At 52.3% G+C, this 14,877-nt stretch carries 16 protein-coding genes; 2 read left to right on the top strand and 14 right to left on the bottom strand.

All coding sequences use genetic code 11. The annotated features are described in order from the left end of the window. The first annotated feature begins 98 nt into the window (after positions 1 to 98). Both AC0TOY_RS20930 and AC0TOY_RS20935 read left to right on the top strand, forming a co-directional pair. Positions 99 to 539 (top strand): PTS sugar transporter subunit IIA, encoded by a 441-nt coding sequence (locus tag AC0TOY_RS20930; protein ID WP_267215236.1) that lies wholly within the window; start codon positions 99 to 101, stop codon positions 537 to 539. Between the two features lie 65 nt (positions 540 to 604). Continuing rightward, positions 605 to 1,852 (top strand): polysaccharide deacetylase family protein, encoded by a 1,248-nt coding sequence (locus AC0TOY_RS20935; protein WP_267215235.1) that lies wholly within the window; start codon positions 605 to 607, stop codon positions 1,850 to 1,852. Position 1,853: 1 nt separating this feature from the next. Here the strand turns inward: AC0TOY_RS20935 and AC0TOY_RS20940 are convergent, their stop codons facing one another. From AC0TOY_RS20940 to dksA, 14 genes are all read right to left on the bottom strand, one after another. After that, complete coding sequence (locus tag AC0TOY_RS20940; RefSeq protein ID WP_048990218.1) at positions 1,854 to 2,954, bottom strand: fimbrial protein; 1,101 nt, start codon at positions 2,952 to 2,954, stop codon at positions 1,854 to 1,856. A gap of 23 nt (positions 2,955 to 2,977) precedes the next feature. Beyond that, complete coding sequence (locus tag AC0TOY_RS20945; protein ID WP_073961633.1) at positions 2,978 to 3,580, bottom strand: fimbrial-like protein; 603 nt, start codon at positions 3,578 to 3,580, stop codon at positions 2,978 to 2,980. A gap of 23 nt (positions 3,581 to 3,603) precedes the next feature. Next, the gene (locus tag AC0TOY_RS20950; RefSeq protein ID WP_290094478.1) at positions 3,604 to 4,170 is read right to left on the bottom strand and encodes a fimbrial protein; all 567 of its coding nucleotides are present in this window, start codon (positions 4,168 to 4,170) and stop codon (positions 3,604 to 3,606) included. 18 nt (positions 4,171 to 4,188) lie between these two features. Next, on the bottom strand, positions 4,189 to 4,752 hold the full coding sequence (locus AC0TOY_RS20955) for a fimbrial protein (RefSeq protein ID WP_231103404.1): 564 nt from the start codon (positions 4,750 to 4,752) through the stop codon (positions 4,189 to 4,191). Positions 4,753 to 4,779: 27 nt separating this feature from the next. After that, the gene (locus AC0TOY_RS20960; RefSeq protein ID WP_473722491.1) at positions 4,780 to 7,383 is read right to left on the bottom strand and encodes an outer membrane usher protein; all 2,604 of its coding nucleotides are present in this window, start codon (positions 7,381 to 7,383) and stop codon (positions 4,780 to 4,782) included. A 54-nt stretch (positions 7,384 to 7,437) separates the two neighbouring features. Further along, positions 7,438 to 8,124: a fimbrial chaperone gene (locus tag AC0TOY_RS20965; protein WP_370884260.1), complete on the bottom strand. Its 687-nt coding sequence runs from the start codon at positions 8,122 to 8,124 to the stop codon at positions 7,438 to 7,440. A 100-nt stretch (positions 8,125 to 8,224) separates the two neighbouring features. Then, positions 8,225 to 8,809, bottom strand: a complete 585-nt coding sequence (locus AC0TOY_RS20970) for a fimbrial protein (RefSeq protein WP_048990228.1) — start codon at positions 8,807 to 8,809, stop codon at positions 8,225 to 8,227. 400 nt (positions 8,810 to 9,209) lie between these two features. Beyond that, positions 9,210 to 9,590 carry an aspartate 1-decarboxylase gene (gene panD / locus AC0TOY_RS20975; protein WP_003856284.1) on the bottom strand — a complete coding sequence of 127 codons (381 nt, stop codon included), beginning with the start codon at positions 9,588 to 9,590 and terminating at the stop codon, positions 9,210 to 9,212. Between the two features lie 31 nt (positions 9,591 to 9,621). Further along, a complete protein-coding gene (gene panC / locus AC0TOY_RS20980; protein ID WP_024907496.1) occupies positions 9,622 to 10,473 on the bottom strand; it encodes a pantoate--beta-alanine ligase in 852 nt (283 codons plus the stop codon). 11 nt (positions 10,474 to 10,484) lie between these two features. Continuing rightward, positions 10,485 to 11,276 carry a 3-methyl-2-oxobutanoate hydroxymethyltransferase gene (panB, locus tag AC0TOY_RS20985; RefSeq protein WP_008501941.1) on the bottom strand — a complete coding sequence of 264 codons (792 nt, stop codon included), beginning with the start codon at positions 11,274 to 11,276 and terminating at the stop codon, positions 10,485 to 10,487. A gap of 123 nt (positions 11,277 to 11,399) precedes the next feature. Continuing rightward, positions 11,400 to 11,879, bottom strand: a complete 480-nt coding sequence (folK, locus tag AC0TOY_RS20990; RefSeq protein WP_473722493.1) for a 2-amino-4-hydroxy-6-hydroxymethyldihydropteridine diphosphokinase — start codon at positions 11,877 to 11,879, stop codon at positions 11,400 to 11,402. Continuing rightward, positions 11,876 to 13,273: a polynucleotide adenylyltransferase PcnB gene (pcnB, locus tag AC0TOY_RS20995; RefSeq protein WP_073961632.1), complete on the bottom strand. Its 1,398-nt coding sequence runs from the start codon at positions 13,271 to 13,273 to the stop codon at positions 11,876 to 11,878. Before pcnB ends, folK begins: the two co-directional genes overlap by 4 nt. A 42-nt stretch (positions 13,274 to 13,315) precedes the next feature. Then, positions 13,316 to 14,206 carry a tRNA glutamyl-Q(34) synthetase GluQRS gene (gluQRS, locus tag AC0TOY_RS21000; protein ID WP_370884236.1) on the bottom strand — a complete coding sequence of 297 codons (891 nt, stop codon included), beginning with the start codon at positions 14,204 to 14,206 and terminating at the stop codon, positions 13,316 to 13,318. A 59-nt stretch (positions 14,207 to 14,265) separates the two neighbouring features. Further along, positions 14,266 to 14,721 carry an RNA polymerase-binding protein DksA gene (dksA, locus tag AC0TOY_RS21005; protein WP_001155232.1) on the bottom strand — a complete coding sequence of 152 codons (456 nt, stop codon included), beginning with the start codon at positions 14,719 to 14,721 and terminating at the stop codon, positions 14,266 to 14,268. Between the last annotated feature and the right edge of the window lie 156 nt (positions 14,722 to 14,877).

Raw genomic sequence — 14,877 nt, forward strand, 5'->3', positions numbered from 1 at the left:
GCCCGGCGACATTCTGTTTGCCGGGCACTTTCTTTGACAGTTATCACCGAAAGCTAACCTTCACTCAGCTAAACTACTTGCCTGCTAAGGAGAGAGTTATGCTGGGATGGGTTATCACCTGCCACGATGAACGGGCGCAGGACATGCTGGACAAGCTTGAAGCCAGATTTGGCCCGCTGGCGCAATGCCGGGCGGTAAATTACTGGCGCGGGTTGAGCACCAATATGCTGAGCCGCATGATGTGCGATGCCCTGCATGAAACGGACACCGGTGATGGCGTCATTTTTTTGACCGATAAATCGGGCGCGGCGCCTTACCGCGCAGCCGCTTTGCTGAGCCATAAGCATGATTGCTGTGAGGTGATCTCGGGCATCAGCCTTCCATTACTTGAAGCGATGTATCCGCAGCGTGAAACGTTAACCAGCGCCGGGTTCCGGAACGCTATCGTCGAGCAGGGTGCGCCGGACGTCAGCAGCTTGTGGCATCAGCAGCAAAAAAATCCTCCTTTCGTCCTGCTCCATGATCTGTATAAGAATTAAACGTTGGTATTGATGTCGCTTTTGCTACAATGGCATAAGTATTTCCGCTTCGAATAAGACCCCTCATGTTCACGCGTATTGTTTTTCTGTTGTTGATGTTCGTGTCCGGCACTTCTTCTGCCAGTTTATTAAGTCAGCAAAGACTGCCTGCTCAATATATGCAAACCACCGAAGATGCGGCGATTTGGGCGCAGGTCGGCAACAGCGTTATTAACGTCGGCAACGTGCGGGCAGGGCAGATCCTTGCGGTGGTGCCTGCGGCGGCGGACTACTATGAATTTCGCTTCGGATTTGGCACGGGATTTATCGACAAGGGACACCTGGAGCCGGTGCAGGGTAAACAGCGCGTCGAGGATGGGCTGGGAGATCTGAATAAACCGCTGAGCAATCAAAACCTGATAACGTGGAAAGACACACCCGTTTATAACGCCCCGAACAACGGTAGCGCACCCTTCGGCACCCTGAGCAGCAATCTGCGCTATCCGATCCTGAACAAGCTTAAAGATCGACTAAATCAGACCTGGTTCCAGATCCGCATCGGCAACCGCCTGGCGTGGATCAGCAGCCTGGACGCGCAGGAAGATAATGGTATTCCGGTCATTACCTATCACCATATTTTGCGCGACGAGGAGAACACCCGTTTCCGCCATACCTCCACGACCACCAGCGTGCGGGCCTTCAGCAACCAGATGACCTGGCTGCGCGATCAGGGCTACACCACACTGACGATGTACCAGCTGGAAGGGTATGTGCGTAACAAAATGAATCTGCCGGCGAAATCGGTGGTGATTACCTTCGACGACGGCCTGAAGTCCGTTAACCGCTATGCTTACCCGATCCTCAAAGCGTATGGCTTTAAGGCGACGGAGTTTATTATCTCGTCGCGCATCAAGCGCCATCCGCAAAAATGGGCGCCGAAATCCCTGCAGTTTATGAGCGTGTCGGAGCTGGAGCAGATGCATGACGTGTTCGACTATCAGTCCCACACGCACTTCCTGCACCGCGTCGACGACAACCATCAGCCCATTTTACTGAGCCGCAGCTATCACAATATTTTGTTTGATTTTAAGCGCTCGCGCAGGGACCTGGCGCAGTTTAACCCGCACGTGCTTTACCTCTCGTATCCGTTCGGCGGCTACGACGATAAGGCGATTAAAGCCGCGAATGACGCCGGGTTTCATCTGGCGGTGACGACGGTACGCGGGAAGGTCAAGCCGGGGGATAATCCGTTCTTACTGAAGCGCCTGTATATCTTAAGAACGGATTCGCTGGAGACGATGTCGCGGCTGATCAGCAATCAGCCGCAGGGGTAGTTTACAGATAATTAATCGTAAAGGTAGCGAGGGCAACAAAGTTACCAGGTCTAAGCTCTGCTCCGTCTTTTCTTAACGATGCCTGGAAAGGAAGATCGTTACTGGCACTAGAGCCGACTTCGGGTAACGGCACGTAAATATAGTTTGGGTCATTGATAAAGGGTTCGCCATGACCGCTTGGGTTTGCAGAAAATTTCTGAGCAATAGATACGCCAATCCCGGCAGCGACATCTGGACCTGACAATGTATTTATCAAGATCTGTCCAGGGGTAGTACCTGTGACTTTGGAAGATGAAACCCGATAATTTATTGCGACTACATTATTACAGCCCCTGAGCTGTAAATTAAAAGTCTGAGATGGGTAGTACCCGTCTCTCATTGTTGAAAACATGATTTCACCGAAATCGACATTATTTGTACCGTTGTTAACGACGGCCGTTTGGCACGTTGACGCGGCAATAGGGATACTGAACGTTGCGGGAGTGACATCAAACCACCAGGGTTGGTTATCCGAGTCTGTATGGCCACCAATTGACATGCCGCCGATTCTTTTCGCTTCCTTAGGTGTAATCATGGTTATGCCCGTAGGGTTACCGAGATACTCGCTGGTTTGAATCAGCTTAATTTGTGCTTTCCAGTCGTGACTTGCCGCGCCAGCGTGCACGGGCAAATCTTGCCATTGGCCATTCATTGTGGCCTGAAAATAGGAACCCGGGTTATTATCAGAGTAGATCCTGACCGCGTAGTAAATACCCGTAACATTGGTTGGCCACATATCACCGTCTACACCACCAATGGCATCATAGACGATGTTAGACATCTGATCGCCATCATTACCACTGTCACAGTCAGACCATAGTGCAGGGGTGAGGCTGGCATTGTAAGGGCCGCCTATTTCATACCCACCACTGGGGAATTGTCCCTGGGGTACAGGACTAAAGTAGACTGGTGAACCGGCTATTGTATTCACGATAGTGGATGAGCCTCCCTCGCCACGCGCGCCAAAGTGACATTCGGCCCTCGCATAGCCCTGTACCAACAGCAAGGCTATAACAGCGATTTTTATCAGGATTGCTTTTGCTGAAAATCCATTTAATTTCATATAGATAACTTTGCCTGTTCCATTTAATTATATGTCGCATTCACGACGACTCGGCTGGCCACTGTCCCTGCGGTTACCGGACCGGTATTTTGCAAACGGGCATAGAAATCATATTCTGTTGCCCACTCTGATTTGGCAGTTAGCGCGACGCTGGAACTGCCATCAGAATTCAGCACGTTGGTATTGAGCTCTTTTGAAAAGATAACAATACCGGTGTTGCCAGCGCCGCCTTCGGCAGGGCTGGTTTCGTTGATGAATACCTGCCGGCTTCCGGCAGGAAACTGCTTGCTCTGAGGTTGAAAGCTGAAGTTAAGGGTATTCACACTGGTTCCGGCACCCAGACAGCTGTCAATTTTTACCGTGAATGCCGTGCCGGAATCCGCATCTGTTGGCTGCAGACGTGAACTTCCATCTGTGTTGTAAAACCAGCTTTTGCCCACCGTTGGCAGATGGACTTGTCCATCCTCGGGAATCGACACCTGACAGGTGGTTTCAATGATATTGGCACTGAGCGTAATGTCCATGCCTGTCTCTTCAGACAGACATGGGGCAGACCAGCTTACGCTCATGAGTCCTGCTATCACCAGGAGACTTCCCAGGACATGATTGTTCGTTATTTTGGTCATCGCGGTACTGCCCCTGTACTTAATTACTGATAGGTCACGAGAAAAGTAACGGGTGCGCTGGCTTCACCTGGCGTTACCTGGCTGATAGTTTTGCCCTTGGCCAGGACGATTCGAGCCGTCATATCAACATTCGTCGTTGAACTGCTGATTGTAACCGTCTGAGGCATCCTTCTGGCGTTATCACAGATCATCAACGTGCCGTTATCTACACTACCTTTCCAGACTTCAAAGCCAGTGGAGTGACCGGCAGCGAAAGAATCGCCATCCGCATTTCCGCCGGAACATCCTCCCCCTGTACCTGGCGTCGCGGTTATGGTTGCCGATTTCACACCAGCGCAACCGCTGAAGGCAATTTTAAACGGCTCGCTGCGGGTCTGGGCAACAAGGTCTGACTTGAAGACATCGCCAAAGGCCAGGGTGCTGATCGGCTGACCGCCAGCATTCTGGATTTGTGCCGAACAGGTACCGGCTTCAATGGTAGAGGTAAACGTCGCCTGCACGTTTGTGGTGCCGGTGATTGCACTTGCTGCAACGCTAAACAGACCGGTGGAAACGGCCAGCGCAATCAGAGTGGAAGATTTTTTGTTCATTGTCGCGTTTCCTTCCGCTTATTGATATTCAAAGTTAAATGTGGCAATTGCACTGAAGCTGCCGGTTGTTGCCTCGCCTGCTTTTGTTTCAACCAGACGCGCTATCAGGGGAACTTCCTGGCCGCTGATCTCTCCTCCTGTCCATACCAGACGTTCTGCATCTACTGTTGAGTTGATGGTAAACGGTGCTGTTGGTGCAGAGACGCGAGCAATAGAAACCCCCATGTTGGCAGCAGGTGTTACAGACGCTGTGTTTGCAATCGCTGTAACCATATTGGCGGACTGGCTGCCCGCAATGGTGGTTTTCAATCCTGCAAGGCTGGATGGACATTCAATGATTTTCAGCTTGAATGTGGTGCTCGCTGTATCTGCTCCGCTGCTAATATCAGCCAGCGACGTTTTACCTGCGGCACCAATCGGAATGGTGTTTTTTTGACCATCACCCGTTCCGCCTTCAATGGCCATATCGCAGGTCGTTTCACGCAGCGTGGCGGTGAAGGTCACGTCCAGACTGGTGCTGCCAGCCATGGCTTGCGCGCTTAAGGCCAGCAGAACTACTGCGCAAAGGCTTGTTTTCTTCATTAAAAATAACTCCATGTTATAAAACGATTACATCTGACAGGACTGGTTATCCAGCATGGTTGTCAGACCCACTTTCCGGGTAGATGAGGTGGTGTTATAGGTCACAGTACAGGTGCTGTTTGCCTCGCTTCCCCAGACAACACGTAACGTGCCGCGATCGTCGATACCACGCACATATGCTTGGCCTGCCTGGCCAACGGAACCGACGGACTGGCCTTTATCGTTCTGGACATCTGCCCCCAGCGGAATAAAACCGTTGTCAGAACGATGCAGGTCCAGCAGCATTGAGCGTCCCTGGTCGGTTTCGAAATCCACGCGAACAATGGCGCCGCTGCGCGGCACGGCAACTGTGCTGGTGTTTTTGACTTCCACGTCTGATTCCAGTCTGGCAATATCAATCCCGACGGTGTTCTCACGGTAAGCCGACAGATAAGGCATGATTGCGTAACCTGAACTTCCAATAACGCCGTCCCCTACCGTCAGCTGGGCCCCTTTCGCCCCAGGCGCGCTTACCAGCGCCAGTGTATCGGTGTCGCCAATGCTGCCTGGAGCCAATGTAATGCCGCCTGAGTGCACCAGCATTCCTCCGCTGTAGCTCAGAGAGTACTGCTGGCTGCTGTCATCAGAGGCAGAGGCAGATAAGCTCAAGGGACCATATGGGCTGCTGTAACTGCCATAGCCGCCTATTTGGTTGAGATCGCCGCTGTCGGCATGGCTGGTACTGGTATTGACGCTGTAGCTGAAACGGTAATCGTCGGAGTTGCCATTTGCGCTGGTGTTAAACGCCGAACTGTCTTTGAAATCTGAGTTCACGCTCATGTTCACGCTGGAGAAACCGCCTGGATGTTTGCCGTGACCAAACAGGTTTTCCAGAGGGATACTGAGGTTCACGTAGACGCTGTCATCTTTTGCGCCATATGCATCGTAGCTGCGCTGTAATGAGACGCTATAACTACCCAGCCAGAATGAGCTGTTGTAACCCATCGAATACTGAGATGTTGAGCTGGAATCAGTCCAGTAATCCTGCCAGCTGCCGCTGATATATAACGAGCCGTAGTTCTCCTTGCCGGATGACAAAGGTTGGCTGATGTTGACCTGCACCTGGTTTTTCATACGCTGGAAGCTGTTGTACACATCTTCGTTCGTATGGTCGGGGTTACGTGATTTATCGCGATATTTCACGTCATCCGCCAGTGATGCCGCGTCATTCAGCGTCAGATAGTTCTGCGTTGAGAAGCGATAGGCCGCCACGTTAAACGAGGTGTTGGTATCGGTAAGCAGTTTGCTCCAGGAGACGCGATAACTCTGGCCGCTCAGGTTATCGAGACCGTCGATATTAGCATCAGAATGGGTGACATCCAGTGCAAAGGCTCCGATCGGGGTGTTCATGGCGATCCCGATCAATCCAGATAAGTAACCCGTGTCCATATACTGGAAGCCAGTGTAGCCGGTAAAGGTGTTGTTTATCCCGTAATAGCCTGTGGCATAACCCAGACGCGGCTTATCGCGAAGACTGTCATCGTTAAGTTCGCCGACGCCGATATCCCAGCGGCTATAGCCCGGGCGAAGCATTTGACTTACGGAAGAGTAGGGCACGGAAAATGTGCGAGTACTTCCGTCCGATTCTTCGATGGTAACAACCAAATCACTCCCGTAACCGGTTGTGCTGAGATCGTTGAGTTCAAAAGCTCCCGGTGGAACGGTTGATTCGAATATCTTGTTCCCGCTTTGTGTCACGGTCACTTTGGCGTTACTTTTTGCGACGCCACGGATGGTCGGGGCGTAGGTGGAGATCCCCCCTGGCAGCATGCGATCGTCGTTATACATTCTCACGCCACGCAGGCTGAAGGAGTTAAAGGTATCGCCGCGGGTAAAAGAGTCACCTAACAATAACTGGGCGCGTAACGGCGTAATATCACGTTGCAGGTAAATATCCTGGCTGGAGTAATCCGAACCATCATCCTGGCTCCAGTTGAGCGTACCGCGTGAGCGCAAACGCCACGGGCCCATGTTGAGGCCATATTTGAGGCCGGCATACGCGGTATCACGTGCACCGTCGGTGCTGTCTGAATGCCACGCGTTGAGATCGTAAGAGAGCATTCCGGCGGTAATACCATCTTCCCACAGAGACGGGTCAACATAACCATTCGGGCGACGTTCAACAAAAACCTGCGGTACGACCAGGCTTAATTCCTGCGTCGCGGCATTGAAGTCCCAGGAAGCCCCTGTTAAGGCCTCACTAATATTGATACAGACTTCTTTACCCTCTTCGAAATCCAGGTCACCTAACACATTTTTGAGCGCGTCGGCTTTAATACCGATCTGCATCAATAACTTAGGTGTAAAACAAGGCGTTGCTCGCGGGGTTCCGTTTTCTTTAAACGTGAAGTCAGTGAGTATTTTTTTTTGCCCGTTCAAAACGAGTTGTGTTTTAAATGTTCCTGGAATAACGGGATTCCCGCGAGAAAAGCGGCTAACGTCAATATTGGCTCCTGTATTAAACAGGAACTGATCGTTGAATTCGACCTCTTCACTACCAGAAGATGGCGCAGGCGTTTTGTCAGCGGCAAAAGATGCTGACTGGAACGCTGTGCATATGGCAATACAAAGAAATGAGCGGCGAAATAACATTGCTATTACTAATCCGTTAGCTGCTAATAATAAAGAACAAATAATTATTTTTAATCAATTGACGATTGCGTCGCGCTTATCTGCACCGCCAAAATCATTGATTGACGTAAAGGTGATTTTACTAATCTTTGCCGAAACCGCGGTTTTCAGGTCATAAGACTGGCTGGCAAATGGCGCAACAACGTGAGGTTCTAATTCAATTTTCTTACCGCCCACGGTCGTTTCAATTTTGGCAATAGATACATAGAATGGTGAATCATTGCGCGCGATTAAAGCATTAGACTGCTGAGACCATTGCAACTGGGCAGCTGCCGTTGTCGGGTCGCCTTTCAGACCATCTGGGCGGAAAAACATCTTGATACGCGTACGGAAAGCCAACTGCAGCATGTTCTGACTATCCGCCTCTTTCGCTTTGGGCGGCACTTCCAGTACGTTAAACCAGTACATGGTCTCTCTGTCTTTTGCCATTGCCTGTCCTAGCCATGTAATACGGACGGTCTGCCCCTTTGCGGGATCAACACGTGAAACAGGAGGAGTGACGATAAACGGCAGCTTTAACTCTTGTGGGTTAGTAGTATCGCGACCATCATCAAGCCAGGACTGAACTAATAGTGGTTTATTACCACGGTTTTCCATATTTACGGTCACATCTTTGGCCGATTCAGGGTAAATGACTCGCGTGCCAGAGATAACAATATCGGCAAATGCTGAATGTGAAACTGAAAAAACAGCACTTAACATCAGTGCGGTAAGACAGGTTTTAATCGGGCGCATAATTTTAATCCTTTAAAATAAAAATGCGCCCACCTCATCCGTGAGCGCATATATCAGAGATAAACTCTTATTCGTAGCTCATGGTGAAGGTTACGTTGCTGCTCACCTTACCAGACGTGATGTCGTTAGTACCTTTAACCCATGCAGCGCCTGGAACGTATGCAACACGGTAAGCCAGAGTGCCTTCGCCAGCAGTCAGCGTCGCAACCTGGGTATTGTTCGCAGGCTGGCCAATCATGATACGATCGGTGTTTGCGCTGGTGTTGTTAAACAGAGCCAGACCAACGTTGTCAGCATGACCCGCAACAGTTGGGTCTGCTTTCAGGGTGCCGTTAGACAGATCAGCGAACTGCTGAGAGGTAAAGATTGCGGATGCAGAGGTTAGTGTATCCGGGCACTGGCTCATATGCAGTTCGAACTCTTTGGAACCGATGCCAGCATCAACAGTGGTTTTTTCGAGGTCAGCTTTTTTAACAACAGGCAGAGTTATGGTCACGTTGTTTGCATCAACACCGTTATTCGTAGTGATAACGCAAGTGGTATCAGAAACAGCACCGTCAAAAGTGATCAGGCCAACATCGGCAGCCATTGCGGAAACAGAACCCATTGCCATAACAGCTACAGATGCAGCCAACACAGTTTTCTTAAACATATTTACAATATCCATTTATTAAATAAAGTTATTCAAGATAATTATGGTTTTCTCCCATAAAGCGAAATGAATATAATATTGTTTTCTGAGGGTTGGTATTTAAAAGAACTTTAGAGTGAATTTAGGTTAATTAAATTGAGCTGTTTTTTATTGAAAATCAAGGAGGTGAGTGATGAGGGGTGGTGAATATTGTGGAAAGGAATGACCAAAAAGCAGAAAAATTAGAACGTAATAGTAGGAATACTAACAAAAATGAATGTTTGTATATAATGAATCTTATATTTCTTCATGTTTATTTAGTCTTATTATTGCTGGGGGTGATGTATCTGTTTCATTATAAACGCGATAACAGCGAAATAAAGAGCAGGACTGTCCTGAATATAACAGTCCTGTGAATAGGTCAGGCAACCTGAACCGGAATCGCCTTTGCGGTGCGCTTCATTTCATTGTCGCCTTCGAAGTAGGCCACTTTAGGCTGCCAGCGCCGGGCTTCTTCGTCAGACATCATCACGAAGCTGGCGATAATCACAATGTCGCCCACGTCTGCACAGTGCGCGGCTGCGCCGTTAACGGAGATGATTTTAGAACCGCGCTCGGCGGCAATCGCGTAGGTAGAGAAGCGTTTACCGTTATTCACGTTCCAGATATCGATCGCTTCGTTTTCAAGGATGCCCGCAGCATCGAGGAAATCCTGGTCAATGGCGCAGGAGCCTTCATAGTGCAGGTCGGCCTGGGTGACTTTCACACGGTGAAGCTTACCTTGCAGCATTTTGCGAATCATTACGTTTACCTTTAATTATCAAGGGCGAGAACTACGCCAGCTCAACCACTTTATTATCAATCAGACGAGCCTGGCCAAGCCATGCCGCTACCAGGATCACCGCACGTTTGCTGGTTTCCGTAAATTCCAGCAGCGTATCAGCATCACGAATTTGTACGTCGTCAGCGCGAAGACCTTTATCGTTCAGCGCCTGTTCGGCGAGGGCGACGATCTCTTCGACGGTCAACTCTTTTGCCAGAACCTGCTCCGCCATGGTGTTCATGACCTTGCTTAAGCCCGGCGCGATTTTACGCTGTTCAGCGGTCAGGTAGCCATTTCGCGAACTGAGCGCCAGACCGTCTTTGGCACGTACAATCGGTACGCCGACAATCTCAATATCGTAACCCATATCCGCGACCATTTTGCGGATCAGCGCCAGCTGCTGGAAATCTTTCTCACCGAAGCAGGCAACGTCCGGCTGTACCAGGTTGAACAGCTTGCTGACGATGGTGGAAACGCCGCGGAAATGGCCCGGGCGGCTGGCACCTTCGAGCATGGTGGAAATCCCCGGGACGTCAACGTAGGTTGCCTCTTCAGTACCCTGCGGGTAAACATCCGCCGGTGCAGGTGAGAAGACGATATCCGCATGGCGTTTTTTGAGCTTCTCGCAATCTTCCTGCAGGGTGCGCGGATAGCGCGCCAGATCGTCGGCGCGGTCAAACTGCATGGGGTTCACGAAGATACTGACCACCACGATATCTGCCCGCGCGCGGGCTTCGTCGACGAGCTTCATGTGGCCGTCATGCAGATTGCCCATGGTTGGGACCAGTGCGATACGTTTACCTTCCTGACGCGCGCGGCGGATATGCTGGCGCAGCAGCGGCAGGGTTTCAATGATTAGCACAACGAGACTCCTTAATGGAAACTGTGTTCTTCACCCGGGTAAACACCGGATTCAACGTCGGCAATATACTGCCTGACCGCAGCGCGCATGTCGCCCGCTTCGGCGAGGAAATTTTTAGCAAATTTCGGGATGTGTCCGCCGGTGATACCGAAGGCGTCGTGCATCACCAGAATCTGACCGTCGGTGACGTTGCCTGCACCAATACCAATCACCGGAATGGACAGCGCGTCGGTGATGCGTTTCGCCAGCTCAACCGGCACGCACTCCAGCACCAGCAGCTGGGCACCTGCGGCTTCCAGCGCCAGGGCATCATCCAGCAGCGTCTGGGCTGCATCGCCGCGGCCCTGCACCTTATAGCCGCCGAAGATATTCACGGACTGCGGCGTCAGGCCTAAATGGCCGCAGACCGGCACGGCGCGCTCGGTGAGCATCTTCACCGTATCAACCAGCCAGGCGCCGCCTTCAATTTTGACCATATTGGCACCGGCGCGCATCACTGCCGCCGCGTTTTCGAATGCCTGTTCCGGGGTGGCATAGGCCATGAACGGCAGATCGGAAAGCAGCAGGCAGGCTGGGGCGCCACGGCGCACGGCGCGGGTATGGTAAGCGATATCCTCAACCGTCACCGGCAGGGTGGAATCATGTCCTTGTACCGTCATCCCTAACGAATCTCCGACCAGCATGACGTTGATCCCCTCTTCGGCAAACAGTTTGGCGAAGCTGTAGTCATACGCGGTGATGGTGGCGAAGCGTTTTTTTTCCTGTTTGCATTTCTGCAGTAAGGAGATGGTGGTTGGTTTCATACTGTTTCCTGATAGCCCAAAAGCGAATCTTTGCGCATTCTAACAGTAACATTCGAGGGAACAATGATTTTAGGTAAACGATTAGCCACAATTATTTTGAGGCTAACTGACAGGGGAACCCGATCACCAGCAAGCGGGTTTTTCCGCGTTGAGGTTGTCCAGAATGGACTTAAGTGAGGTGCCATCCGGGAAGATGAGATCGGGGGCGACTTCAAACAGCGGCCAGAGCATAAACCCGCGATTTTTCATGTCGTAATGCGGAACGGTGAGACGTTCAGTGTTAATCGTCTCGTGACCAAACAGCATAATGTCGAGGTCCAGCGTGCGCGGTCCCCAGCGTTCGGCTTTGCGTACGCGGCCCTGCTGCAGTTCGATGCGCTGGGTATTGTCCAGCAGTGTTTCGGCATCAAGGGCAGTTTCCAGTACCACGGCGGCGTTGAGGTAATCGGGCTGATCCTGCGGCCCCAGCGGCGGCGTGCGGTAGAACGAGGAGACCGCCACGATCTTGCTTTGCGGAATCTCGCCCAGCGCCTGTACGGCAGCATTCACCTGCTCCAGCGGAGAGGCTAAATTGCTGCCGATGGCGATATACGCGAGGGTCATGCTGTCCCTTCACGACGCGGCGCGCGTTTGCGCGGACGACGATGACGGCGACGCGGTTCCGGCTCTTCATCCAGCCCGGTAAGCATATCTTTCTGCTCCGGCGGGGCGGAGACCTGGAATTCAGCCCACCACTGCGCCAGACGCTGCAGCTCCTGGTTGCGTTCAATTTCCGCACGCAGCGACAGGAGATCGAAGGCAGCGCGGAATTTAGGATGCTCCATCAGCTTCCAGGCGCGTTTGCCCTGACGACGGGACATGCGCAGCTGAAGCTGCCAGATGTCGCGCACCAGGGTGGTAATACGTTTCGGAATGGCGAGCGTGCGGCAGCCTTCGTCCAGCACGTCGTTGGCGGCCAGCGCGAAGGCATCGTAATAGGCGAGCCCGCTCTCCTGGGTGATGCGCTGGGCCGTTTCCAGCAGCGGATACCAGAACATCGCGGCAAACAGGAACGCCGGATTGACGCGCATGTCGTTGCGGATACGGGTATCGGTATTCTTCAGCACCTGCGCAATCATCCGCTCCATTGGGCTGTCACCGTTTTCGGTGAAGTAGCGGGTAATGGTCGGGAACAGCGGCTGGAACAGGTTGTATTCGCGCAGCAGATTATAGGTTTCAAAGCCGTGGCCGGCCTGCAGCAGCTTCAGCGCCTCTTCAAACAGGCGAGCAGGCGGCACGTCGTTAATCAGCGTCGCCAGCCGCGGGATCGGCTCTGCCGTTTCCGGGCTGATGCGCATATCCAGCTTGGCGGCGAAACGCACGGCGCGCAGCATACGCACGGGATCTTCACGGTAGCGCGTTTCCGGCGTGCCGATCAGACGGATCAGACCTTCTTTCAGGTCCTGCATGCCGCCGACGTAATCGCGCACGGTGAAATCCGCCACGCTGTAATAAAGGCTATTGATGGTGAAGTCGCGACGCTGGGCATCTTCTTCGATAGAGCCGAAGATATTGTCGCGCAGCAGCATACCGTTCTGGCCGCGCTGTGACGTGGTGCGATCGGACGCGCCCGCTTCGTGGTGGCCGCGGAAGGTCGCCACTTCGATAATTTCCGGCCCAAACATCACGTGAGCCAGACGGAAACGGCGGCCAACGAGACGACAGTTACGGAATAATTTGCGCACCTGCTCAGGCGTGGCGCTGGTCGTCACGTCGAAATCTTTTGGTTTTTTGCCCAGCAGTAAATCACGCACTCCACCGCCCACGAGATAGGCCTCGTAGCCCGCTTTATTCAGTCGATAGAGCACCTTGAGGGCATTTTCACTGATATCTTTGCGGGAAATAGTGTGCTGCTCACGCGGAATAACCGACATGTGTGGCTGTGCAATAGCATCGTTCGCCATGCTCTCTTCGCGGCTTAGCACTTTACGGCAAAAATTAGCGACTCGGGTAAAAATGGTACACCTCGTAGTGTGTTTTGTTATGAAAAAAGCGGCTAATCATAGCTCAGCGCAACGCATTTGAGAATGCTGGATTTTTGGCACTGCCGCGAGCGTCCAGTTGGCAACGGCCATTTTCAGCAGTTCGTCAATACGCAGATCCTGCCATTCGTTGGTTACATTCTGGTTGAGAAATCGCAGCGCGTCGATCAAAACAGGACGCGGATCGCCGTCTGGCAGGGCCGGGGCGTGGTTCTGCTTTGACAATTTAAAGCCTTGCGCATTGACCGCCAGCGGCAGATGAATGTAGTCCGGCGCCGTCCAGCCAAACTGGTGATACAGCGAGATTTGTCGAACGGTCGGCTCGACCAGATCCGCCCCGCGCACAATTTCCGTCACGCCCTGGAAATGATCGTCCACCACAACGGCCAGGTTATAGGCGAACAGGCCATCGCGACGGTGAATAATAAAATCCTCACGCGCCAGACGTTCATCGGCATGAATCTCACCGGAGAGTAAATCGGTAAAGCGCGTCACCGGGGAGCGCTGATTGATACGCACGGCGGCATTTTCCGGAGGGAGATTAAGCGTGCGGCAGTGGCCGTCATAGACGCCGCCTGCGCTCTGGATACGCGCGCGGGTGCAGGTGCAGTTATAGGAAAGTCCCTGTGCGCGAAGCCAGGCCAGACGTTCCCGATACGCCTCGTGACGTTTTGACTGCCACAGAACCTCATCATCCCAGTGAAGACCGTAATGTTCCAGCTGACGCAGAATCGTCTCTGCAGCACCGGGAACTTCACGCGGAGGGTCAATATCTTCTATGCGGACGAGCCATTTTCCCTGGCGGGCGTGAGCCTGCAGGTAGCTGCCGAGCGCGGCAATTAATGAGCCGAAGTGTAATTCACCGGAAGGAGATGGCGCGAAGCGCCCAATATAGTGTGATTCAGACATATCAACAGTAACAAGGCGGGAGAGACTCCCGCCTTTAGAGTGTGTAAACAGCGCTGGTATTAACCGGCCATCTGTTTTTCGCGGATTTCGGCCAGCGTTTTACAGTCGATGCACAGATCGGCGGTTGGACGCGCTTCCAGGCGACGAATACCGATTTCAACACCGCAGGATTCGCAGTAGCCAAAATCTTCGTCTTCGACTTTTTTCAGCGTTTTCTCGATCTTTTTGATCAGTTTGCGTTCGCGGTCACGGTTACGCAGTTCGAGGCTGAACTCTTCTTCCTGAGCGGCACGGTCTACCGGATCCGGGAAGTTAGCAGCTTCATCCTGCATATGAGTAACGGTGCGATCGACTTCATCCCTGAGTTGATTACGCCATGCTTCAAGAATACGCTTGAAGTGCGACAGCTGGGCTTCGTTCATATACTCTTCGCCCGGCTTCTCTTGATACGGCTCCACCCCAGCGATGGCGAGAATACTCAGGGACGATGTTTTACGGTTTTGCCCTTCTTGCATGTTGCTTCTCCTTAACACGCACTATCGATCCCCGTGTTGGGGGAAAAATCAGGTCGCTATAAATAGCAGATGCTTTTCCGGATGGCAATTATCTAAACGTAACACTTGACAAGCCTGTGAGGAAAAGCGTATTTGCGCACGCGGCCAGAACACTTA

It is taken from the genome of Enterobacter sp. PL_is379 (assembly GCF_055817355.1).

Coding starts and splice junctions, on each gene's coding strand:
- AC0TOY_RS20930 (WP_267215236.1), top strand. CDS start 99: ATGCTGGGATGGGTTATCACCTGCCACGATGAACGGGCGCAGGACATG.
- AC0TOY_RS20935 (WP_267215235.1), top strand. CDS start 605: ATGTTCACGCGTATTGTTTTTCTGTTGTTGATGTTCGTGTCCGGCACT.
- AC0TOY_RS20940 (WP_048990218.1), bottom strand. CDS start 2,954: ATGAAATTAAATGGATTTTCAGCAAAAGCAATCCTGATAAAAATCGCT.
- AC0TOY_RS20945 (WP_073961633.1), bottom strand. CDS start 3,580: ATGACCAAAATAACGAACAATCATGTCCTGGGAAGTCTCCTGGTGATA.
- AC0TOY_RS20950 (WP_290094478.1), bottom strand. CDS start 4,170: ATGAACAAAAAATCTTCCACTCTGATTGCGCTGGCCGTTTCCACCGGT.
- AC0TOY_RS20955 (WP_231103404.1), bottom strand. CDS start 4,752: ATGAAGAAAACAAGCCTTTGCGCAGTAGTTCTGCTGGCCTTAAGCGCG.
- AC0TOY_RS20960 (WP_473722491.1), bottom strand. CDS start 7,383: ATGTTATTTCGCCGCTCATTTCTTTGTATTGCCATATGCACAGCGTTC.
- AC0TOY_RS20965 (WP_370884260.1), bottom strand. CDS start 8,124: ATGTTAAGTGCTGTTTTTTCAGTTTCACATTCAGCATTTGCCGATATT.
- AC0TOY_RS20970 (WP_048990228.1), bottom strand. CDS start 8,809: ATGTTTAAGAAAACTGTGTTGGCTGCATCTGTAGCTGTTATGGCAATG.
- panD (WP_003856284.1), bottom strand. CDS start 9,590: ATGATTCGCAAAATGCTGCAAGGTAAGCTTCACCGTGTGAAAGTCACC.
- panB (WP_008501941.1), bottom strand. CDS start 11,276: ATGAAACCAACCACCATCTCCTTACTGCAGAAATGCAAACAGGAAAAA.
- folK (WP_473722493.1), bottom strand. CDS start 11,879: ATGACCCTCGCGTATATCGCCATCGGCAGCAATTTAGCCTCTCCGCTG.
- gluQRS (WP_370884236.1), bottom strand. CDS start 14,206: ATGTCTGAATCACACTATATTGGGCGCTTCGCGCCATCTCCTTCCGGT.
- dksA (WP_001155232.1), bottom strand. CDS start 14,721: ATGCAAGAAGGGCAAAACCGTAAAACATCGTCCCTGAGTATTCTCGCC.